21 protein-coding genes and 1 tRNA gene are annotated in these 22,487 nt (G+C 59.3%); 2 read left to right on the top strand and 20 right to left on the bottom strand.

Annotated features, from left to right (window positions below):
* The first annotated feature begins 278 nt into the window (after positions 1-278).
* Positions 279-1,712: a radical SAM protein gene (locus I2F59_RS02705; protein WP_195503157.1), complete on the top strand. Its 1,434-nt coding sequence runs from the start codon at positions 279-281 to the stop codon at positions 1,710-1,712.
* Positions 1,713-1,900: 188 nt separating this feature from the next.
* Here the strand turns inward: I2F59_RS02705 and I2F59_RS02710 are convergent, their stop codons facing one another.
* The 9 genes from I2F59_RS02710 to I2F59_RS02750 all read right to left on the bottom strand — a co-directional run bounded on the left by I2F59_RS02710 (position 1,901) and on the right by I2F59_RS02750 (position 12,632).
* The gene (locus I2F59_RS02710) at positions 1,901-2,512 is read right to left on the bottom strand and encodes a TetR/AcrR family transcriptional regulator (RefSeq protein ID WP_175406030.1); all 612 of its coding nucleotides are present in this window, start codon (positions 2,510-2,512) and stop codon (positions 1,901-1,903) included.
* Positions 2,513-2,628: 116 nt separating this feature from the next.
* Positions 2,629-3,936 carry a lysylphosphatidylglycerol synthase transmembrane domain-containing protein gene (locus I2F59_RS02715; protein WP_138112440.1) on the bottom strand — a complete coding sequence of 436 codons (1,308 nt, stop codon included), beginning with the start codon at positions 3,934-3,936 and terminating at the stop codon, positions 2,629-2,631.
* 150 nt (positions 3,937-4,086) lie between these two features.
* Positions 4,087-4,163: transfer RNA gene (locus tag I2F59_RS02720), tRNA-Glu, on the bottom strand.
* Positions 4,164-4,290: 127 nt separating this feature from the next.
* Complete coding sequence (locus I2F59_RS02725; protein ID WP_195503158.1) at positions 4,291-5,685, bottom strand: CCA tRNA nucleotidyltransferase; 1,395 nt, start codon at positions 5,683-5,685, stop codon at positions 4,291-4,293.
* Between the two features lie 164 nt (positions 5,686-5,849).
* Positions 5,850-6,782 carry a 1-phosphofructokinase family hexose kinase gene (locus I2F59_RS02730; protein ID WP_138112436.1) on the bottom strand — a complete coding sequence of 311 codons (933 nt, stop codon included), beginning with the start codon at positions 6,780-6,782 and terminating at the stop codon, positions 5,850-5,852.
* Between the two features lie 189 nt (positions 6,783-6,971).
* The gene (locus tag I2F59_RS02735) at positions 6,972-7,904 is read right to left on the bottom strand and encodes a 1-phosphofructokinase family hexose kinase (RefSeq protein WP_055309489.1); all 933 of its coding nucleotides are present in this window, start codon (positions 7,902-7,904) and stop codon (positions 6,972-6,974) included.
* Positions 7,905-7,978: 74 nt separating this feature from the next.
* A complete protein-coding gene (gene ptsP, locus I2F59_RS02740; protein WP_035138206.1) occupies positions 7,979-9,682 on the bottom strand; it encodes a phosphoenolpyruvate--protein phosphotransferase in 1,704 nt (567 codons plus the stop codon).
* A gap of 133 nt (positions 9,683-9,815) precedes the next feature.
* On the bottom strand, positions 9,816-10,079 hold the full coding sequence (locus I2F59_RS02745) for an HPr family phosphocarrier protein (RefSeq protein WP_022094575.1): 264 nt from the start codon (positions 10,077-10,079) through the stop codon (positions 9,816-9,818).
* 549 nt (positions 10,080-10,628) lie between these two features.
* Entirely contained in the window at positions 10,629-12,632 is a 2,004-nt protein-coding gene (locus I2F59_RS02750; RefSeq protein ID WP_195503159.1) for a fructose-specific PTS transporter subunit EIIC, read from the bottom strand.
* 272 nt (positions 12,633-12,904) lie between these two features.
* Between I2F59_RS02750 and I2F59_RS02755 the strand changes: the two genes are divergently transcribed.
* Positions 12,905-13,762: a MurR/RpiR family transcriptional regulator gene (locus tag I2F59_RS02755; protein WP_055286452.1), complete on the top strand. Its 858-nt coding sequence runs from the start codon at positions 12,905-12,907 to the stop codon at positions 13,760-13,762.
* 59 nt (positions 13,763-13,821) lie between these two features.
* On the opposite strand, the gene I2F59_RS02760 is transcribed toward I2F59_RS02755, so the two are convergent.
* The 11 genes from I2F59_RS02760 to I2F59_RS02810 form a co-directional block, all read right to left on the bottom strand.
* On the bottom strand, positions 13,822-15,450 hold the full coding sequence (locus tag I2F59_RS02760) for a DNA repair protein RecN (RefSeq protein ID WP_195503161.1): 1,629 nt from the start codon (positions 15,448-15,450) through the stop codon (positions 13,822-13,824).
* Complete coding sequence (locus I2F59_RS02765) at positions 15,440-16,300, bottom strand: NAD(+)/NADH kinase (RefSeq protein ID WP_035138200.1); 861 nt, start codon at positions 16,298-16,300, stop codon at positions 15,440-15,442. The genes I2F59_RS02760 and I2F59_RS02765 overlap by 11 nt, the downstream gene beginning before the upstream one ends.
* On the bottom strand, positions 16,297-17,100 hold the full coding sequence (locus I2F59_RS02770; protein WP_148331517.1) for a TlyA family RNA methyltransferase: 804 nt from the start codon (positions 17,098-17,100) through the stop codon (positions 16,297-16,299). Before I2F59_RS02770 ends, I2F59_RS02765 begins: the two co-directional genes overlap by 4 nt.
* A 35-nt stretch (positions 17,101-17,135) precedes the next feature.
* Positions 17,136-17,375: an exodeoxyribonuclease VII small subunit gene (locus tag I2F59_RS02775; protein WP_006233978.1), complete on the bottom strand. Its 240-nt coding sequence runs from the start codon at positions 17,373-17,375 to the stop codon at positions 17,136-17,138.
* Positions 17,376-17,377: 2 nt separating this feature from the next.
* A complete protein-coding gene (gene nusB / locus I2F59_RS02780; RefSeq protein WP_195503162.1) occupies positions 17,378-17,965 on the bottom strand; it encodes a transcription antitermination factor NusB in 588 nt (195 codons plus the stop codon).
* Positions 17,966-17,968: 3 nt separating this feature from the next.
* On the bottom strand, positions 17,969-18,331 hold the full coding sequence (locus I2F59_RS02785; protein WP_195503163.1) for an Asp23/Gls24 family envelope stress response protein: 363 nt from the start codon (positions 18,329-18,331) through the stop codon (positions 17,969-17,971).
* Positions 18,332-18,355: 24 nt separating this feature from the next.
* Positions 18,356-18,919 (bottom strand): elongation factor P, encoded by a 564-nt coding sequence (gene efp, locus I2F59_RS02790; RefSeq protein WP_006233983.1) that lies wholly within the window; start codon positions 18,917-18,919, stop codon positions 18,356-18,358.
* Between the two features lie 159 nt (positions 18,920-19,078).
* On the bottom strand, positions 19,079-20,209 hold the full coding sequence (locus I2F59_RS02795; RefSeq protein ID WP_195503164.1) for a M24 family metallopeptidase: 1,131 nt from the start codon (positions 20,207-20,209) through the stop codon (positions 19,079-19,081).
* Positions 20,210-20,341: 132 nt separating this feature from the next.
* Positions 20,342-21,451 carry a hypothetical protein gene (locus I2F59_RS02800; protein WP_195503165.1) on the bottom strand — a complete coding sequence of 370 codons (1,110 nt, stop codon included), beginning with the start codon at positions 21,449-21,451 and terminating at the stop codon, positions 20,342-20,344.
* Positions 21,448-21,981, bottom strand: coding sequence for a shikimate kinase (locus I2F59_RS02805; RefSeq protein ID WP_006233986.1), 534 nt, complete (start codon positions 21,979-21,981; stop codon positions 21,448-21,450). Before I2F59_RS02805 ends, I2F59_RS02800 begins: the two co-directional genes overlap by 4 nt.
* Before the next feature lie 8 nt (positions 21,982-21,989).
* Positions 21,990-22,487 (bottom strand): YqeG family HAD IIIA-type phosphatase, encoded by a 498-nt coding sequence (locus I2F59_RS02810; protein ID WP_195503166.1) that lies wholly within the window; start codon positions 22,485-22,487, stop codon positions 21,990-21,992.

Consider the following 22,487-nt stretch of genomic DNA (forward strand, 5'->3'; position numbering starts at 1 on the left):
CGTATCGCTTTCTTCTTTGGGTCATCTTGAACACCTTTCGCTCTTAACTAGGTGTCCAATTCATCATACCCACTCCATGGATACGCCTAGGCGCGGTCCAAGAAATCGTCCGCATCCCCATCTGACACTATTTCACCGCAACTTAGAAGGTGTCGGCGTATAACGCTTCACCCCAAATTAAATTGATTCGTTGAATAGACACACTACAAATCTTTAGACTTCGTTTAATCCACAAGTGGGTATTATCACACATTAAGCACACGTGAAAGGATATACCCATGTCGCTTACACGGTCAGCAGAGCGTGCAGCGCTCAACAAGCTCATCGATTATCTCGACGACAACCCGCAAGAAAACATCGACAAAATCATGGACCTCGTGAACAAGCTGGTCCCCAATCGCGTATTTCCTGTACAGCGAGAGGCATTCACCAATGTCATCAAGAGCCGCGGCAATTGGTATGACCTGATCATGCGTGTGTTCAGCCTTAATCCCCAGATGCGAACCAAACTGCTTAAGACCCTCATTGTCGACGCCAACCTGCTAGCTTGGCCAGAGCAGGAAAAGAACCGCGAAAAGTACCAGTGCAACGTTCCGTGGGCCATCCTGCTCGATCCCACGAGCGCCTGCAACCTGCATTGTACGGGCTGCTGGGCCGCCGAGTACGGCTACAAGCAGAATCTCTCGTTCGAAGACATCGACTCTATCGTTACGCAGGGCAAAGGGCTCGGTACGCATATCTACATCTATACCGGCGGCGAGCCGCTCGTCCGCAAGCACGACCTGATCAGAATTTGCGAAAAACATCAGGACTGCGTGTTTCTCTGCTTTACCAACTCCACGCTGATCGACGAGGCCTTCTGCGACGATATGATTCGCGTAGGTAATTTTGTCCCCGCCATCAGCGCCGAGGGCAATGAGCACACCACCGACGCCCGTCGCGGCGAGGGTACCTACGCAAAGATCGAGCACGCCATGAAACTCCTGCGCGAGCGCGACTTGCCGTTTGGTATCTCCACCTGTTGGACCAGCGCCAATGCCGATACGGTTGCTACCGAGGAGAACATGGACTGGATGATCGGCGAGGGAGCACTCTTCTGCTGGTACTTCCACTTTATGCCGGTTGGCCGCAATGCAACCCCCGAGCTCATGCCCACGCCCGAGCAGCGCGAGCACATGTATCACTTTATCCGCGAAATGCGTGAGAAGAAGCCGCTGTTTACGCTCGACTTCCAAAACGACGGCGAGTTTGTAGGCGGATGTATCGCCGGCGGCCGCCGCTACCTGCACATCAACGCCGCCGGAGACGTGGAGCCGTGCGTGTTCATCCACTACTCAAACGCCAACATCCACGATGTGAGTTTACTCGACGCGCTGCGCTCTCCCCTCTTTATGAAGTACTACGAGAACATGCCGTTTAACGACAACTACCTCAAACCATGCCCCATGCTCGAGAATCCCGACGTGCTGCCCAAACTGGTCGCCGAGAGTGGCGCAATGAGCACCGACCTAATCGAGAAGGAGTCACCCGAGCAGCTGCGCGAAAAGACCCAGGCTGCCGCCGAGGCATGGTCACCTGTCGCCGACCGCATCTGGAACGACTCCGACGATCCGTTATACGCCAAGCGTCACGAGGACAAGTCGCAGGGCATGGCCGATAGCGACATGCACAAGTTCGAAAAACAGGGCCGCATACTCAAAAACGACGATTAATGCTGCCCTACACGACAAACGCTCAGAAATGAAGCGGAGCAGTCTCGAGGCTCATCTTCGAGGCTGCTCCGCCTTACCATCAAAACAGTTTTACTAAGTTGCGGTGAAATAGGGACCAGAACGGCCTTCCAATAACCAAAACGATCCCTATTCCACCGCAACTTCTATAAGTTGTTGAATTATCGATGCTATTCGAAGCGAGATTCCAGACTCGACAGACCGTTGAGAGTCAGATCGTTGGCGACCCCAGAGACGCGCTCGATAGGAACCGAACCGTCAGACAGCGCCCACGTGCGATAGATACCGATAATACCCGACAGCAAAAACGCCAGATAGTAGTCGAACATCTCGTCCTTGAGACCTTGGGGCAGCAGATCGCGTTCGGCAATCTCGTGCTCGAGCGGCGCACGAAGACGAGCCATAAAATCATCGAGCGGAATGTTCTCGATCAGCTGACGATTGAGCACCAAGTTGTTGCACAGTGCCTCGTTAACGGTTTTAAAGAAGGTCGCCGCCGCGCCCAGGGCGCGCTCGTTGGTGTCGCCGTCCATGGAAGCAAGCGTTTTCTCGACCGAGTCGACAATCATCTCCACCACATCGACGGCAATGGCATCGAGCAGGCCGTCAACCGTGCCAAAGTGAACGTAAAAGGTCTTGCGGTCGACATTGGCCTCGCGCGCGATGGCACTCACCGTAATGTCTGCCAGCGGCTTTTCCATGAGCAGGCGCTCGAAAGCGGAAAGGATGGCATTGCGGCTGCGAACGATGCGGCGGTCAAGACGCGGTTTGCTGGTTGCCATGGGCATGTCCCTTCGATATGCGAGCATTCATCAACAGATGAGAGATAATCTACGTAAGAGGATTATCCCCCATACAGTACAAATATGCCCCGCATCATGAAGAACGCACGACTGCCCTACTGCGACTTAGGGTGCTTCTTCTTATTGAGTGCCGACGGAGATACGCGAATACCATCGCCTGTCTGGCGCACATAGGCCTTATGAGCCGGCTTAGCGGTCCCAGAAGCCTTCTGAGCGTGCTTCTTGGGATCAACGGTAACAGCATTAGTGGGGTGCGGCTTAGTGGGCGCAGAGGGCGTCTGAGGCGTGCGGCCGAGCTTGCGCATCACGCGATCCCAGCGCGCATGGATGCTCTCGTTGTGGGCGCTCTTAAGTCCCAACAGGGGCGCAGCCAAAATGGTCGGCGCAATAAACGTAATGAGACGCCACAGCAGATAGCCGGCGGTCGAAGCCGACCCAAAGAAATGACCCAAGAACAATGCAAAGCCGCCCTCAGCGCCACCAGTTCCACCGGGCAGGGGGACCGCAGAGCTCAACAGCTGGACAAAGGCGCTCGCGGCCATGACCGAGAAAAAGTCGACCTCATGGTGGCCAAAGGCAAGCATCAGGAAATACGGCACGAGGTAGAAAAACGCGAGCTGCAGCATGGTGATGACCACCGTGAGCAGCATGGACGAAAAGTGGCCAGCCGAAAGCTTGAACTTCTCAGAGAACGAGTAGATCTCGCCATCGACAAACGTGCGCCAACCCTCGATCTTAGTGGCCGAGACACCAATGCGCTCGAGCCAATTGATGATGCAATGGGCGACGCGCGTGACGGTCTTAGGCATGAGCGCGACGGCGAAGATGCCAAGCAAGATGCAGCAGTGCCCACCAAAGCTAAAGACACACAGCAGCGTCATGTCGCCATAGCGCTCGGCAAAAAAAGGCATGCGAGCAAGCAGTAGGATAGCGCCCCAGGCAACGAGGCCAAACTGATACACGATAAAGCGCGTGAACTGCGTGGCGCCGGCCTCGCCCACGTTTTGGCCGGCCTTGGTCAGGCGATAGATCTGAGCCGGGGTGGAGCCCATCATCATGGGCGTCAGGTTGCCAAAGAAGATGCCACTCGCCTCGACCGAGATCAGGTCGCGGATGCCGACGGGCGAATTGGGATCGAGCCAGACGGCGATCGCATAGGCCACAATGCCAAAGAACAGGTACATGAACATGCAAAGACACGCGACAATGAGCCATGACGCCTGGACGCTCGACATAGCGGCCCAGAACTGCCCCATCTGCCCGGTTACCACCAGATAGACGATATAACCTACCAGCACGACGCCGATAAAGATGGCGCCGCGGCGTGCGCTCTTATTGTCATCTCCGCCCGAGGCCTCAACCTCGACCTGGGGCTTAGACGTATGCTGAGAGGACTCCGTCATGAGACTCCTTCTAACAGTCAAAATATCTTGGATATTGTACCCGTAAGGGCCATAGGCAGAACGCAAAGCTCTGGTTCAAACGGGAATTGCAGACGGTTGTTTAAAAATAAAAAACCCGGCCTTCCATAGGAAGTCCGGGTATCAGATGCGTGGTAGCCCGTACCAGATTCGAACTGGTGATCTCCGCCTTGAGAGGGCGGCGTCCTAAACCGCTAGACGAACGGGCCACATGACATCTGCACTGCCGTGCTGCGGGGTAATATATTACGGGACAAAAAACGTCAGCGCAAGAAGAAATTCCAAATTGCCGAAAAATTGTCGGCAGGTTATGGAACACGCAGGTAAACTAGGTAGCTAATTCAAGTTGAGATGGACCAAAAGAGCTTCGCGATCGTTGGGAATGTTGTCTTCGATCACGGCGTCGAGGGCGGAGTTGAGAAGCTGCCCCAGTTCCGGCCCGGGCTTGACTCCAGCACGGATCAGGTCGCCGCCGTTGATGGCGAGCATCTTGAGCGTATAGGGCTCCCCCGCCCCCAGCAGCTCGTGCGCCATCGCGCGCATCTCCTCAATCGTCTCAACGTAATAGAAGCACGATGGGGCCTTGCCAAGCGTGTCAGCACGCTTGAGGTCCATGAGCTCGTCAATCAGGCGGGCCGTGTCGACGCCCTCACCCGAAAGCGCGCGCATCATATTGAGCAGGCAGGAGCGCTCGGGGCGCAGCGGCTTATCGTGATATTTGATGAGCAGGCAAACGTCGCGCACCAGGTCGTGCGAGAGTGCCAGGCGATCCATAATGACGCGCGCTTTCTTGGCGCCGAGCTCGGGATGACCGTAGAAGTGTCCGCTGCCGGCGTGATCGACCGTAAAGCACTCGGGCTTGGAGACATCGTGCAAAAACGCCGCCCACATAAGGCTCGACGATGGCGCGACGCCGTCGCACAGCGCCAGCTCCCCTGCCACCGTCAGCACACGGGCGATATGCTCGTAGACGTTAAACGCATGATAGACACTTCGCTGATCAAACCCGCGACCCGCTGCCAACTCGGGCACAGCGGCGCAGATGAGCTCAGGGTAGCGCAACATGGCGTCTCCCCCGTGACCGGTCGAAAGAATGCCCTCGAGCTCAATACCCACACGCTCACGCGCCACGGCATCGAGCAGCGGCGCGCACTCGGCAAGCGCACGCTTGGTCTCGGGCTCAATCATAAAGTCCAGACGGCAGGCAAAGCGCACCGCACGCAGCATGCGCAGGGCGTCCTCGTTAAAGCGACGCTTGGGATCGCCGACAGCGCGAATCAGCTTGCGCTCCAAGTCACCCTGGCCGTCGTAGCGGTCGACAAGCCCGCGCTCGGGATGCCAGGCCATGGCATTGACGGTAAAGTCGCGGCGCGCCAGATCGTCCTCGAGCGAGGCGGCACGCTCCACACTCTGGGGATGGCGACCATCGGTGTAAAAGCCATCCAGACGGTACGTGGTGACCTCGATACGCTCGCCATCGGAAATAGCCGTGATTCCGCCAAATTTAATGCCCGACTCCACAACCGCGATGCCGGCGGCCTCGAGCGCCGCTTTGGACTCCTGCCACAGGCCGCTACAGCACATATCAACATCGTGGCTGGGGTACCCCATCAGGGCGTCGCGCACCCAACCGCCCACGTACCAAGCCTCAAGACCAGCCGCCTCAAGCGCGCGCAGGACGCACAGGGACGCATCGGACGGTTGAGTACCGTTGAGCGAAACATTGCACATGCCTATGGCCTCCTGCGACTATCAAATTGGCTATCGATTGCGTCTGCAAGAAGTCTAGCAAGAAACAGCCTCCACTGCACACGCAAGTCCGATAAACAAAAACGCATCCGTCCTAGTCTAAGACGGATGCGAAATAATCAAACTATTCAGACAAGGTGCCGGAACTAGCAGACCTGGCGAACCTCGATGTGCTTCTTATATTCGTCCACCTTGGCAAAATCACCCAGACCGGGGCACTCGACCACGTTGGCGCCAGTGGCCATCGAAAGGCGCAGGGCGTCCCCGACGCGCTCGGGGGCGTCGTGCCACACGGACAGGAAGGCAGCGAGCGAGGAATCGCCGGCGCACACCGTCGACAGCAGCTTGACGTCGAAGGTGCGGTTGGCAAACCAGATATGCTCGCCGTTGGAGAAGTACGCACCGGCGCCACCAAGGGTCAGCAGCACGTTCTTGGCGCCCTTGGCGTGCAGCTCGGCCATAGCGCCCTTGACGGACTCGTCGTCGCCACCGCTCACCTTGATGCCAAAGATGTCAAGCAGCTCGTCGTCATTGGGCTTGATCAGCAGTGGCTCCAGAGCAATGAGGTCTGCCAGCTGATGGCTCGAGATGTCGAGGACGAACTCGGCCCCCTTGGCCTTGACACGGCGCAGGACCTCGGCCAAGAAGCCCTCGGAAGTGTTGGGAGGCAGCGAGCCGCTGATGACCAGGCAGGTCATGTCATCGAGCGAATCGATAAGTTCAAACATCTCCTGCTCGTTGGCCTCATTGATGGCGGCACCGGCATTGACCATGTTGTACTCGGTGTCGGGACCGGCGTTGAGGAACACATTGACGCGCGTAATACCGTCGGTCCACACGGGCTTGACGGGCACGCCCAGGGCCTCGGCGCCCTTGACGATGAACTCACCCGAGAAGCCGGCGAAGAAACCCAGGATCGTGGTGTCGACACCATAGTGGTCAAGCGTAAACGAGACGTTGAGGCCCTTGCCGTTGGGCGTGTAGACGGCATTGCGGGTACGCGTGACGGTATTGGCAGTAAGGCCGTCGCAGGCGATGTTGTAGTCAATGGCGGGATTTGCAGTGAGCGTGTAAATCATGGATGTTCCTTTCACGAAACAACGTGTTAATGAAAGTATATTCCACGCATCGGTAAAAGGCTAGGACAACTCGGTGAACGGTGTGGAAGCGATGAAGTACGGCAGGACACCTCTCCCCCATGGCGGAACAAAAAAGGCGCCCCGACCGAAACCGGGGCGCCGCATGCGCACGAATATGTCGCGATTCGATTACTGACGATCGAGCTTGCGGACGGCAACGCGCTTGCTGTACTCATCGACGTGACCAAAGTCGCCAATGCCGACGGACTCGGCAACGTTGGCGCCGGTGGCCATAGCGAGCTTCATGGCCTCCTCGACGTTGTCGCGATCCCTGTACCACTTGTGCAGGAACGCAGCGAGGGTGCAGTCGCCGGCGCAGACGGAAGAGACCAGCTTAATGTTGAACTCACGCTTGGCGTACCAGATGTCCTCGCCGTTGGAGAAGTAAGCGTCGCCGCGGCTACCACGGGTGAGCAGCACGTTCTGAACGCCGGCGTCGTGAGCCATCTTCATGGCAACGCGGACCTCGTCGTCGGTGTCGACCGGCACGCCGAAGATGGCCTTCATCTCGTGATGGTTCGGCTTGATGAGCAGCGGCTTCTTGTGAGCGAGCTCCTTGAGCTTGTCGGAGGACAGGTCCAAGACGACATCGGCGCCACGAGCCTGAGCGTGCTCCATGACCTTAGCCAGGAAGTCAGGCGTAGCTTTGGGAGGCACGGAGCCGGAAACGATCAGGCACTCGAGATCGCCCGCGGTGTCCAGGATGTTGTAGAGCTCCTCCTGGTGCTGCGGCGTGATCGGAGCACCCGGGTTCAGGATGCCGTACTCGTGCTGGCCATCGTTGACATAGGTGTTAATGCGCGTGATACCGTCGGTCCAGACCGGGCGGCAGAGGCAACCCAGGTTCATGACCTCCTCGACGATGAACTTGCCCGTGAAGCCGGCGAAGAAGCCGAGCGCGACGGTGTCGACGCCCATCTTCTTAAAGGCGAAGGACACGTCGAGGCCCTTGCCGTTAGCCGTGTAGCTGGCCGAGCCGGTGCGGACGTTCTCGTCGGGCTCAAGCGGAGAGCTCGAAACCGTCATGTCGACAGCCGGGTTAGCGGTTAGCGTGTAGAACATTTACAGTACCCCCTGTATATGTGAGGGCCGCGTGGCCGGCCCATTCCAACCACGCGGTTACCTCTGATACCAAATTAGCGAGCTGCGGACTCGAGCAGTGCCTTGACCTCGGCGGCGGTGTTGCAGGCGAGTGCCTTCTCGGCGAGCTCGTCGCACTCGGCCTTGGTCCACTGGCTGATGGTCTTGCGGGCGCGCAGGATCGACGGAGCGCTCATCGAGAACTCCTCCAAGCCCCAGCTGATCAGCAGCGGCTCGAGCAGCGGATCGGCAGCGGCCTCGCCGCACATACCGACCATGATGCCGGCCTTCACGCCGCTCTCGATGATGTTCTTGAGCGAGCGGAGCACGGCGGGATAGTAAACCTGGTACAGGTTGGAGATGGTGTCGTTACCACGGTCGGCGCACATGGTGTAGCCGATCAGGTCGTTGGTGCCGATGGAGAAGAAGTCGGCAACCTCGGCAAGACGGTCTGCGAGCAGCGAAGCGGCGGGTGTCTCGACCATGATGCCGACCTCGATGTTCTCGTTGAACTTGCGACCCTCTTCGGTCAGCTCGGCCTTGCACTGCTCGACGAGCTCCTTGACAGCCAAGACCTCCTCGACGCAGGTGACGAGCGGGATCATGATCTTGACGTCACCGAAGGCGCTAGCGCGCAGCAGAGCGCGGAGCTGGACCTTGTACTGGTCGGGATTGGCCAGGCAGTAACGCACGGCGCGGAAGCCCATGAAGGGGTTGTCTTCCTTGACCATATGCAGATACGGAATCTCCTTGTCGCCACCCACATCGAGCGTACGGATGATGACCGGAGCACCCTTGAGCGCGCTGGCGACCTTACGGTAGGCGTTGAACTGCTCCTCCTCGGAAGGAAGCTCGGCAGAGTCCATGAACAGGAACTCGGAGCGGAACAGACCGATGGCCTCGGCATCGTGATCGAGCGCGTTGGGCACGTCATCAGGGTTACCGATGTTGCAGGCGATGATCTTCTTGATGCCATCGGCAGTCACGGACGGCTTGCCACGGAAGGCCTCGAGGGCTGCCTTCTCGGCAGCGAAGGCCTCGGCCTTGGCGGTGTAGGCAGCGAGCGTCTCCTCGTCGGGATCGGCCTCAACGATACCCTTGCCACCGTCGACGACAACGGTCATACCGTTGCGCAGCGCGGTGCAGCTGTTGGAAACCGAAAGGACAGCCGGGATCTCGAGGGCACGCGCGATGATCGCGGAGTGCGACGTGCGGCCACCGGTCTCGGTGACGATACCGGCAACGTGGGCCTTATCGATCGTGGCGGTCATGGACGGCGTGAGGTCATGCACGACAACGACGGTGTTCTCGGGCAGGACGGAGAGGTCGACGACCTCCTTGCCCAGCAGCTCGGCCAGAATACCGGTGCGGATGTCGGCGATGTCGGCCGCGCGCAGACGGAACATCTCGTCGTCCATGGACAGGAACATGTTCTCGAACATGGTCGAGGTGTCCATGAGCGCCTGCTCGGCGCAGGTACCGCCGTCAATGGCGGCGTTGATGGCGTCGGTCATACCCGGATCCTGAGCCAGGACAATATGTCCGCTCATGATCTCGGCCTCGGCCTCGCCCACCGTCTCCTTCATGTGGTCGGCCTGAGCCTGGGTCTTCTCGCAGAAGACCGAAAGAGCGGACTGATAGCGCTCCTTCTCTGCTGCCGAATCAGCAACCTCATGCGGCTCAAACGTCAAGTCGGGATCGACGGCGACCATGACGGTGCCGATACCGATGCCCTCGGAAGCGTTGACTCCCTGATACATTCCCATTCCTCTCTCCGTGTCATGTGATAAAGCGTTTTGCCATATCCATGACAAAAGAGCGCAGTTACCTTACAACAGGTCACTGCGCCCCCAAATATGAACTTAGTTGTTCAACATGCGACCCGTTTGAGTTCTACTCGCCAAGACCGCTCTTGATGAGCTCGATGGCAGCAGCCAGAGCCTCGGCCTCGTCAGCGCCGTCACACTTGACCTCGACCTCGGTGCCGCAGGGGATACCAGCAGCCATGAGGGCCATCGGGGACTTGCCGTTGACCTCCTTCTCGGGGGTGACGACCGTCACGTCACAGGCGTACTTGCCCATGGTGGAGGCGAACAGACCAGCCGGACGCATGTGCAGACCCTGAGGATTAACGAGGGTAGCCTTCTCAGAAACCATAGTTGACTCCTTTTTTGTGTTTAACCCCTGTCATGTATGTGGCAGGAGTCAGATTCACGACGTTGTTTATATTAACTCACATCAAACGGTTTTTCATTATGTTTCGGACGAATTGTTGGACAGATGTGTTTGTCGTCCGCTTGCTCGCCCACAGGGGGCCGGGTGCGGCCAGTGAGATTTCCTGCTCTACAGTCCTGCTCGCACGAAGAGCACATTAAGTGCTCTTCGGCTCGTGCGGAACTCGCGATAAATCTCACTGGCCGCGCCCGGCCCCCTGTGGGCGAGCAAGCTGCAGAAACTCGGTCGGTCCAGAGCAATATCGTGCGAACGGAATTCTGGCTAATGATCTGTTCGCGACAAAGACTCGATAGGTAGCCCCCTCTATGCCCTTTTGTAAGTTGCGGTGAAATAGGGACTGCATTTGGAGTTGAATCGTTTAAACAGTCCCTATTTCACCGCAACTTATGGGATGGATAGAAAAAAGGCGGAGGCCCTGGGGAGGGACTCCGCCTTATATACAGGGGGCGATGTTATTCGCGGGCTGGGGGATTAGACCAGGCGGGCGTTGATCGTCTTGGCGATCTCGGCGGCGTCGGTGGAACCCTTGACGGTGGCACGGAAGTCCTCGTCCATGAGCGCCTCGGCGACCTTGGACAGGATCTTGAGGTGCGTGGTGCCAGCCTGGGCACCCGGGATGAGCAGGGCGATAGCCACGTTAACGGGAGCGCCGTCCATGGTGTCCCAACCGGTCACGCCGGACTCGTCCTTAACGACGATGACGGCAGCCTCGGTAATGGCGTCGGACTTGGCATGCGGGATGGCGAAGCCCTCCATCATGCCCGTGGTGCCCTCGGCCTCGCGAGCCAGGAAGGCGTTCATCACGGCGTCGGCGTCGCTGGCGATACCTGCCTTGACGGCCTGGTTGGAAACGAAGCTCAGAGCCTCGTCACGAGAAGCGAAGTCCTCGGCGACAAAGACATTCTCGACCTTCACGAAGTCGGCAGCCTCGGCCTTGGGGGCCTCGACGGCAGCGGCCTTGGGGGCCTCAACGGGCTTGGCTACAGGAGCGGCCTTCTGATTCTTCTCGAAGTCGTACTTCTTGAAGGCCACGAACAGGATGCCACCGACCACAGCGCCGATGAGGATCGCGAGGACCCACAGCGGACCGTTCTCGACAACAGGCAGGACCAGGAAGCCGCCGTGAGGCGCCGGATCGTGAACGTTGAAGAAGATGGTCAAGATGGAAGCGATGGAAGAACCGAGCATCATGATGGGCATGACGGGCCAGATGTTCTTGGTCATGAACGGAATGGCGCCCTCGGTGATGTGGGTGCAACCAAGGATGAGGTTGACGATACCGGCGTCATGATCCTCCTGGCTGAAGTACTTCTTGCCGACAACGACGGCGAAGGTGGTGATCAGCGGCGGAACGATGCAAGCGGCGGAGACGGCAGCCATGAAGTTGGTGCCGAAGTTGTAGGTCTCGGTGCCGACGCCAGCTTCGAGAGCGGTACCGAGCAGGAAGGTGCCAGTAGCGTAAGCAGCCTTGTTGACCGGGCCGCCCATATCAAAGGCGCACATGCAGCCGATGGCCAGGCCAAGAATCACCGGACCGGAGTTACCGAGGCTCTGCAGGAAATCCATCATACCCTGGTTAATGGCAGCCATGGGGCCGGAAATACCGAGCATGACCAGGCCGACGATGGCGGTAGAGCACAGCGGATACAGGAAGATTGCCTTCAGGCCATTAAGGCTCGCGGGAATTTTAGAGAAAACCTTCTCGAGCAGCAGGATGACATAGCCGGCGAGGAAGCCGCCGACGATGCCGCCCAGGAAGCCGAAGCCCACGCCGGCGCCACCGGCGTCGATCATGCCGGTCTCGGCGTTAACAGGCAGGCCCTGGATGGCAATCATACCGGCAACGAAACCGGGGACGAGCGCCGGGCGCTTGCCGATGGATTCGGCGATGTAGGCGGAAAGCACCGGAACCATAAGGTTCATGGCGATGCCGCCGATGATCTTGAGCATCGCAGCAAAGCTGTTGTAGTCGGCAGCCGTCGAATCAAAGGACGTGATGCCCCACAGGAACGAAATGGCGGTCAGAACACCACCGGCAACGACGAAGACCAGCATGTGGCTGACGCCGTTCATGAGGTGCTTGTAGATGACGTGGCCGATGGACTCCTTCTCCTCGACCTCGTCCTCGACATCGGCGGCAGCGGCAACCGTGTCGTCGCCCTTGGCGGCGAGCGCGCGGTCGATCAGCTTACCAGCAGCCTCGACAGACAGGGCCTTGGAAACACCAACGGAAACCATGGGCTTACCGGCGAAACGCTCAGCCTGGACATCCTTATCGGCTGCGACGACGACGGCCTTGGCACCGGCGATCTCGCTCTTGGTGAGCTCGTTCTCGACACCGACCTGGCCATGAGTCTCGACCTTAATGGTCAGACCGCGCTCGGCAGCTGCCTTCTCCAGCGCCTCCTTCGCCATGAAGGTGTGCGCAATGCCGGTCGGGCAACCGGTCGCGGCGATGATGTCAAACTTAGCCATGTGTCCCTCCTTCTTGAGTACAGCGCCCTCGGGCGCTCCCCTACACGCGCTTCGATGCGCGTTTTTCCACAACTGAAAGATACCAACCTACCGTCCGCGTGAGAAGAGACAAGGCGCAATTCTCCGGTGAAAGGTTCTTTCATAACCGTAAACGGCAAGTGAAAGTTTACCATCAACACTTGAAACGGCAAGGTGTATCTTGTAATTGAAAATGCCCGTATACTATGGCATTGCAAATCAAGTTAGATTTTCATGCCAACCAGGAGCCATCCATGACCGATAGTAGCAAAAGCGCACTTTCCCTCATTAGTACCCACCAGGGATACAGCGAGTCCGAGCAGCGCATTGTCGACTATATATTGGAGCACCAGTCCGAGGCGCCACGCCTCACGGCGGCTCAGCTCTCGCGCGCTGCCGCCACGTCCGAGGCGACCGTTTCGCGTTTCTGCCGCAAGCTGGGCTTTGGCAGCTTCCGCAGCTTTCAGTTTTCGTTGGCGCGCGACTTAGAGAGTCAGCGCAACGAGGGCCTGACCGACGAGGTCTCGCTCGACAACATGGAGCAGAGCCTTAAAAATATCCTCGCCGCCAAGGTGAGTGAGCTTAATGCGACCATCGACGGCATTGATCACGACACGTTGGCCGCAGTTGTACACGCGCTTAAGAACGCCGGCGTTATTGAGTTTGCGGCCGTAGGCAACACCAACGCCGTCGCGCTCGACGCGACGTTCAAGTTCTCGCAGCTGGGCCTGCGCTGCATGGCGAGCACCATTAGCGAGACATCAATCGGCTTTGCGCTCACGTTACGCCCGGGTGACGTCATCGTGCTAATCTCAAACTCTGGCAAATCGCGCCGACTGAATCGCATGGCAAAAGCGGCTCGCAACTGCGGCGCAACCGTAGTCGTCATCAGCAGCGATAGCAAGTCTCCACTTGCGCGCCTCGCCGACTACACCTTTAATACCGTCAATCACGAAGCGCTGCTGACAACGGGTGACTTCGCATTCTCCAAGATGAGCGCCACGATGATCATAGAGGTCATCTACAACTTCCTGCTGCCCGAAATCGAGGACGCCCGAGAGCATATCAGCTACTACGAAGAGCTCATCCAACCGGATAAGGTCGTGGAGTAAAACGCGAAGTAGAACAAAAAATTCAGTCTATTTTGTCCCACCAACACCGCTGATACGACCTAACCTCGAGCTTCTTCGAGCATCTGCTTTGCGTGCGCCAGGCTAGCCTCGGACTGATCGCCGCTCAACATGCGGGCGATCTCGGCGGTACGCGCTTCGCCGGTTACCTCGTCCAAATGCGTCTGGGGAACATCGCCTGGTTCCTTGCTGACAACATAATGCTTGTCGGCCATGACGGCGACCTGCGCCAAGTGGGTTACGACAATCACCTGATGCGTAGAGGCGAGATCTGCCAGCACGCCCGCGAGTGCACGCGCCGTGGAGCCACCGACACCGGCATCGACCTCGTCAAACACCAGCGTATCGACACCGTCCGCGTTACCGAGGACAACCTTGCTTGCAAGCATGACGCGGCTGAGCTCGCCGCCCGACGCAATGCGGCGCAGGGGACGTGGCGTCAAGCCGGCACCGCTGCGGTATAGCAGCTCGTAGCTCGAAGGACCAACGGGCGTCCACTCAGCACGGGGAAGATCGCGCGACTCCCAGACGAGCTCGGCACTACCCATCTCCAAGCGCGCCATCTGGCGGCCAACCTCGTGGCAGAAGCGCGGGGCCGCCGTATTGCGTGCGCGCTTAAGTGCCTTGGCAGCGGCAAACAACTCGCGCTCGGCGCTCCCGAGTGCCTCACGCGCCTTTTTGATCTGCTCATCGCCATCATCGACCAGGGACAGCAGCTCTTGCGAGCGATCGCGCATGGCAAAAACATCGTCCATGGTGGGACCCCACTGACGCAACAGGCCCTTGAGGTCGGAATATCGCTCACGCATGCGTGCGAGCTCGCGCGGGTCGAAGGCGACGCCATCGCGATAGGTACGAAGCTCGTTCGCGCAATCCTCAAGGGAGATACAGGCATCCGAAAGCGCATCGGCAATGTCGCCCAGTTTGCGATCGACGGTAGCCATTCGGGAAAGTTCTGCCACGGCGCTGTTCACGGCGTCGAGCGCTCCCCCTTCGGAGGCAAGCGATGCATGGGCATCGTTAGCTGTGGCAACCAGTACCTCGGCATGTTCGGAGCGCGGCAGCAGTTCCTCGAGTTCCTCATACTCGCCCGGTTTGGGGTCGACCTCGCCGATGCGCTCGAGCGCAAAGCGCGCTTCCTCGACGCGACTCCCCCGCGCACGTGAGGCCTCCTCGACGCGACGGACCTCCTTGGCAGCCGCGCGCGAGGCTTTAAAGCAAGCACGGTAGTGCTCGATCGCCTCGAGCGCAGAGCGTCCCGCCCAGGCATCGACCATCGCAACGTGATGCGCCGGATCGAGCAAGCGCTGGTGCTCGTGCTGGCCGCACAGATCCATCATCACGCCGACGCGCTCCGAAAGCTCGCGCACACTGGCAATGCGACCGTCAATCTTCACGCGGCTGCGGCCCTCGGCAGAAAGGCTGCGCTGTACGGTGAACCCCTCCGTGTCGTGAGGCCCGTCGAAGAGTCGCGCCTCGACGCTCGCCAGTGCCTCGCCCTCGCGCACCGTCGACGAATCCGCACGCTCGCCCAAAATTAGCTTGAGGGCCGAGAGCAGCGCGGTCTTGCCGGCGCCAGTCTCGCCAGTCAGGACAGTCAGGCCGGCACTCGGCACCAGCGTCGCCTCGCGAATGAGTGCAATGTTATAAACCTGCAGCTCATCGATCATGACGGACTCCGTAGAATACGCGGCTCACCGAGTTATAGAAGCTCTCGGGGCCGTAATCCAGCAGCAACACATCTCCGGGCCCGCGGCGCACCGCCACGCTCTCAACGGTGCCATCGCAGGTAATAAACTGTCCATCGATAGCGATCGCCGGAACGCTCGGGCGATCATCGGACATAAAGATTTCGACGACATCACTCGGCGAGGTCAAAAAGGCACGAGCCTGAATGGTGTGCGGCGCAATGGGTACGCAGACCATGCCCGTATAGTCGGGGCTCACGATGGGGCCACCGGCACTGAGCGCGTAACCCGTAGAACCAGTAGCCGTGGACACGACCACGCCGTCGCCACGCAGACGGTCGATATGATGGCCGGACACCGTGATGTCGAACTCGACCATATCGGACAGCGGACCGCGGGTAAGCGCCATGTCGTTGAGGGCGAAGGTGCGCACGACATCCTTCGTACCGTCTTCGCGCACGGACACGATATCCGCGGCGATGGTGGCGCGACGGCTCACGTGCAGCTCACCGGACAGGGCGTCGCTCACGACCTGCAGGATGTCGCGCTCCTCGGGGCTCGCAGCAGTTAGAAAGCCCAGGTGACCATAGGAAAGACCGAGGATAGGAATCTCACGATGGTTGAGGATGCGGGCAGCGCGCAGCAACGTACCGTCGCCGCCGAGCGTAATGACCAGATCGGAGCCGTCAATATCAGGCGTGCTCTGAATCTTGGATCGCTGGTCGGCAGCCCATGCGACCTCATAGCCCTGGCGAGTCAGCCAAAGCTCGAGCATCAGGCCGCTCTCGACCGCCTCTTGCTTGTAGTAATTGGGAACCAGAAAGACCTTCATAGCGTTGCAGCTTTCTCGCTCATAACCGATACCTGGGATTGCAGCTCGTCTTGCGAGCGATCGCCGGGGTCAAATCTCGTGCCGTACAGGAAAAACTCAACGTTGCCCTTGGCACCATGAATGGGCGACACGCACACATCGACCGGGAACAGGCCCTTGGCAGCAAAGAGTTCAACCGCCGCCACGAGTGTATCGCGGCGCACGGCGGGATCGGTCACAATGCCGCCCTCGCCCACCAGCGCCGCCGGAGCCTCAAACTGCGGCTTTACGAGCGTGCAGAATGCACCCGTAGGCGCCAGGCACGCCAGTACCGCATCGATAATGTTCGCGATGCTGGTAAACGAGACATCACACACAGCCAGGTCGATAGTGCCGGCATAGCCAAGCTCAGGCAGCTGCGTCACGTTTGTGCGCTCATGCAGCGTCACGCGATCGTCCTGGCGCAACGACCAATCGAACTGGGCGCGACCCACGTCCACCGAGACAACGGTCGCAGCTCCGCGCTTGAGCAGACAATCGGTAAAGCCGCCGGTAGAGCAGCCCACATCCAGACAGGCAAGGCCCGTCGGATTGATGCCAAACGCATCAAGCGCGCCTTCGAGCTTAAGACCGCCGCGGCCAACATAGGGAATGCGCCCCTTCACATGCAGCGGCAGCCCCGGGATCACCTTAAGGCCCGGCGAAGTCAAGCGCTCACCGCCACTCGAGACCAAGCCGGCCATAAGAGTGCGAAGGGCATCCGCGCGATCGGCGCAGATGCCCTGTGAAATCAGTTCGTCATCAAGACGCACGCGTTTCATGAATGCCATCAACCATTCGTATCCGGAGATGCGGCCTAGCTATCCTGGGATTCGTTTGCCGCATCCTCATCGTATTCCTGCTCGAGCTTGTCGGCCTCACGCGGCGTCAACTCAAACTTGTCGACCATATCGACCGCGCGGGAGCCCAGCTCAATCGCTTCGTCAAACAAATCGAGCGAACGCTCCAAGGAGGTATCCTTGGAGCGAACGGTAGCGATGATCTGATCCAGACGGTCCGAAATCTCATCAAAGTTACGGACAGAACCCTCTGGCATGGCTACTCCTCGACGGAGTCGGCCTCGACGGCCTCAGCAGCGTCCGCATCCTCGGCCAACACACCAGCCTCAGCCTGGGCAACCGCAACCTTAGCGGCAGCCTCGGCAGCCTGTGCCTCCTCGCGAGCGCGATCCTCGGCCAGCAGCTCCTGGTATAGGTCCTCGCCCGGCAGCTCCTCGCTGCGAGCGATCTTGCCCAGCACGCCGTTGACGAACGACGCGGACTGGTCGGTGCCATAGGCCTTGGCAAGCTCGACGGCCTCGTTGATCACGATGGCGTCCGAGACCTCCTCGTCGGTGAGGAAACGCATCTCGTAAACGGCGATACGCAGCAGATTGCGGTCGGCACCGGGCATGCGCATAAGATCCCAGTTCTTGGCAACGGAGCGCAGAGCGCAGTCGATGCGGTCGATATGCTCGTAGGCACCGCGGCACAGCTCCAGCGCATAGGGGTCGAGGGGACCCTTCGAGATCAGGAAATCACCCTCGAGGACGCGCTCGAGCGGGCTGTCCGTGGCCTCGGCCTGGAACAGCAGCTGCAGCGCCTGACTGCGGGCAAGCGTACGCCCGCGATAAACCTTAAGGCTCAAAGGTTACTCCTTGGGGAAAACGAGGCCGTCGATGCAAACGTCAACACGCTCAACCTCAACGCCAACCTGGGCATCGATGGCAGCGACCACGGCAGCGCGAACGGCCTCGGCGAGTTTCTTGAACGGATAGCCAAAGAACGCCACGACACGCACGGTGAGTGCGAGCTTGTCGCCAACGACCTCGGCCTCGACAGCCGGCTCGGAAGCCGGGGCCTTGGACGAGAGCATCATGGAGACAAGATTAGTGGCAAGGTCCTTGACGCCAACGGAGGCGATGCCCTCGACATCGGACACGGCGCGCGAGACGATGGCGGTCAGAACATCGGGCGAAATGCCGATGCCGTCAATCTTGATTTCTTGGGGCATGAGTCCTCCTAGAAGAGTTGGTTGCTAAACGCGGGAGACGAACTTGCCGTCGCGGGTGTCAACCTTGATGACCTCGCCCTCGTTGAGGTACATGGGGACCTGGATGACAGCGCCGGTGTCGATCGTGGCCGGCTTGGTGGAACCCTGGACGGTATCGCCCTTAAAGCCCGGGTCGGTCTGGACGATGGTGGTCTCGATGAACATCGGCGGGGTCACGCCCATGAGCTCATCGTCGGCGAAGAGCAGCTGGCAGATGTCATTCTCGCGCAGCCACTTGGAGTTCTCGCCCACCATGTCCTCGGGAACGGGAACCTGCTCATAGGACTCATTGTCCATGAAGATGTAGTCGGTACCATCGTTGTAGAGGTACTGGAACTCACGGGTGGTGAGCATGACGCTCTCGAACTTGGTGCCGGCGTTGCAGGTGTTCTCGACGACGCGGCCGCTCTTGATGTCGCGGGTCTTGTAGCGCACAAACGCGCCGCCCTTGCCCGGCTTGACATGCTGGAACTCGACGATGGTGTAGACCTTGTCCTTAATGCGGAGACCGAGGCCGTTCTTGAAGTCGGCGGTAGAAATGGTAGGCATAGCGACCTTTCTTGTTATGGGCAGAACGCACAAGCGTCCAAATTACATACGACCGAAATTATACACTTGCAGACGGCGCCTGCAGCGAGCGCATAAAAAGAGAACGCGGGGCGCCCGAATCATTTCGGACGCCCCGCCCCAAAAATCTATCGAAATGGGCTAGCAATCGATGACGTGCAGGTCGTGCGGGGTCTTGGTGAAGGGCTCATATCCGTTCTCGGTGACGACGCCGTAGTCCTCCAGGCGCACGCCGCCCACACCGGGCAGGTACACGCCGGGCTCCATGGTGATAACTGAGCCGATCGCGATGGTGTTCTTGCTGCGGTTAAAGTTGGGCAGCTCGTGGATGTCGATACCGACGCCGTGACCCAGACCATGGTTGTAGTAATCGCCATAGCCGGCATCGCCGATGATCTTCTTGGAAAGCTTGAAAATGTCGTTGCCCTCAACGCCCGGATGGATGGCGGCGACGCACTCCTCGTGCGTACGGCGCACGAGTGCGTACAGGTCGAGCTGCTCCTGGGTGGGCTCGCCCATCACGACAGTGCGCGTCATGTCGGAGCGGTAATCGCAATAACCCGCGCCATAATCCATGAGAACGAAATCGCCCTTCTCGATCACGCGGTCGCTCGGCACGGCATGCGGGTTGGCGGTGTTGGGACCGCTCGCCACGATGGAGCCGAAGGCAAGGCTATCGGCGCCGTTGGCGAACATAAAGTTCTCGAGCTCGTTGCGAACCTGCTTCTCGGTCATACCAGGCTTAATAAAGCCGAGCATGTGCTGGAAGGCGGCGTCGGTGATCGACTGCGCATGGCGCATGAGCTCGATCTCCTCGGCGTCCTTGATGGCGCGCATCTTGCGAATGTCGGCATGCATCAGCGGCAGCATGCAGGCGACGGAACGATCCTCCAGACCACGCTGAATACCCTGATAGAAGTTGATCTGCATGTCGTCCTCGACAGCGCAGACGCGGCACTTGTTGGCCGCGATTTTGCCGGCGACCCAACCGGGGATGGTGCCCTCGTCCATGTCGTAGACCCAGGGGCTGCCGGCGGGCGTGTTCTCCTCAAAGCTGTTGAGGTAGCGCGAGTCGGTATGGAACAGGCACTGGTCAGCCGTAATAAACGCCGCGTGCGGGAACTCGAAGGTGTAGTCGAAGACGCCCTTCACGCCCGTGAGCCAACGAAGATTGGCCTCGTCGCGTACCACGATAGCGTCGTAGCCGCGCTCGACCATCAGGGCACGGACACGTTCGATACGACCGGCAGGACCGGCAGCAATCTCAGACATGCAGATTCCTTTCTTATTGTCTCTATAAAGACGGGACGGGTCTCAACCGAACGTCGGAATCGCATGCGATCCGCAACCGATTGGAAACCCGTCCCACAACATGATACGAAAGACGATGGATGTCAATAAATCTTAGAGAAGTTCTTTGCGAGAAGCCAAGTAGGCGTGAGCATGGCGCTCAAGAACCTCGTCCTCAACGCTCGTTAGACGAATGGCGCCGAGTGCCGCGGGCAGCGGCAACATGCTGCGGTTCGAGCGAGCGAACTGCTGCTTGCGGAACTCCTCGATATATACGGCAGGCTCCAGATCGAAGGCAAGTTCCTCGATACCAAAGTCCTCCAGGCAGTCATCGACCTCAAAGACGTAATCGATATCGAAGTCGCAGGCATCATGTGCTAGGCGCGCCTCAAAGCGCATGCCCTCGGATAACAGCTGATAGGCAGGAACCTGCGAAGCAGCATCGCCCAAGCAAGCGCGCAGAGTACGCTCCCCCGTCTTGCCAAAATCGAGCGCATGGCGGGCGCTCGGGTTCGTGGCCATCAGTACGTCCTTACGGGCAGTCTGAGACCATTGAACTGCATTGACGAGCGCGACCTCCTCGCCCGCGAGAATCTCGGGAACGGTCTCAGTAAACTGATTCCAGCGGGACTTGCTGCTCGAAAGCATGGTACCAACAAGTACCACATAGCCGAGCTTGAGGTACTCGGGGTCCGCCTCGCGAACAAGGTCGAGGTCACACACGACCAAGCCCGGCTCAGGACGGAACGCGATAGCGGGAAGCGCATTGGCCGACGAAGCGACGAGCGGCTTCATGGTCGTCGCGACCGTGAGCATGGCGTCGAAGGTCGTCGGCAGCAACGCGCACTCGGTGCGGCCGCACCACTGATTGGCACACCAGCTAACAACCGAGCAGGTTGCGGCATCGCCAACGGCGACAACCAGATCGTCACAGGTAATGCCATTGGCAGTCAGGGCGCCAAAGATAGCATCGGCATCAGCAAGCGTGGCACCAGCAGGCGAAACCTCGAGGACTAGCGGCGACACGGCAAAACCGGCGTCGACCAGCGCATGCTCGACGACTTCACCAAAACGCTCGGATGTGGCGGTGTTCCAAACGACCATCGCGCGCTTAGGCTTGCCCACGGCCGAGGCAAACATACGCGACAGTTCATCGAACGCACCCAATCCGACACGGACATCGACGCTGCGGTTTTGGAAATTGATCAGTTGACGGCGAATCATAGCAGCCCACGCTCCAAAAGCATCTCGGCACAAAGGTAGGAAACGTCCTCGAAGGACTTGTTGCGAATATCAAGGGTAAGGTCGGCGGCCTGGCGATACAGCGGACGGCGATGCTCAAACAAGCGCGCGGCATGCTCGGGCGAGCGGAAATCGGGGCGCGTGTCGGACCGACGAATCTGGCGAATCGAATCCTCAAAGTCGCCCTCGAGGTACACGCACGTACCCATTTCGTGCATCAGCTCAATATTCACCGGCGTCTCGACAATGCCGCCCCCGCACGAAACCAACAGGCTGCGCTCACTTTGGAGCGAACGGAGCGCCGAGGTCTCGAGCTCGCGAAAACGATCCTCGCCCTCGGTCTCAAAAATCTCGGTTACCGACTTACCGCAACGGCGCACGACCAGTCGGTCGGTATCGATAAAACGCCGCTTGAACATAGTGCCGACGTTGCGCGCGAGCGTCGATTTGCCCGCGCCCAAAAAGCCGATAAAGAAGATATGGTCGCAGCCGTGTTTGGTGTGCTGGGACATGACGAGACCTATTCCTCGCAGGGAAGGTCGCGCAGGGCCCGGCGCTCAAAGATACGAAAGATCTGCGTATACCACAGGTCCTGCGTGGCCTGCGGCTTTACCAGGATGGTATCGACGCCGGCGAAGTTGCCGCTCCACACGTCCGTGTAGAGCTGATCACCGATCAGCACCGCCTCGTCGGCCGTGGCGCCGAGGCGCTTAAGACCCGCCTTGAGGGCAAACGGCGCCGGCTTCATGGCGTGGCTGATGGCCTCGAGTCCCAGCTCGCGTGCCGATGCCATGACCTGGTCGCGATGCCAGTTATTGGACACCATGCACAGCTTAAAGCCTTTGGCGCGGGCGGCGTCGAGCCAAGCGGAAATCGCGGCGGGGACCTGCTCGGTGTCGCGCGGCACCAGGGTGTTATCGCGATCGAGCAGAATGGCGCGTTTGCCGTCGGCCCACAGGGTATTAAGGTCGATGCGATCGACCGAGGCAACGTATCGTTTGGGGCTAAAAATCCTCAT

It is taken from the genome of Collinsella aerofaciens (assembly GCF_015556945.1).
In the GTDB taxonomy this organism is placed as follows: domain Bacteria; phylum Actinomycetota; class Coriobacteriia; order Coriobacteriales; family Coriobacteriaceae; genus Collinsella; species Collinsella aerofaciens_AO.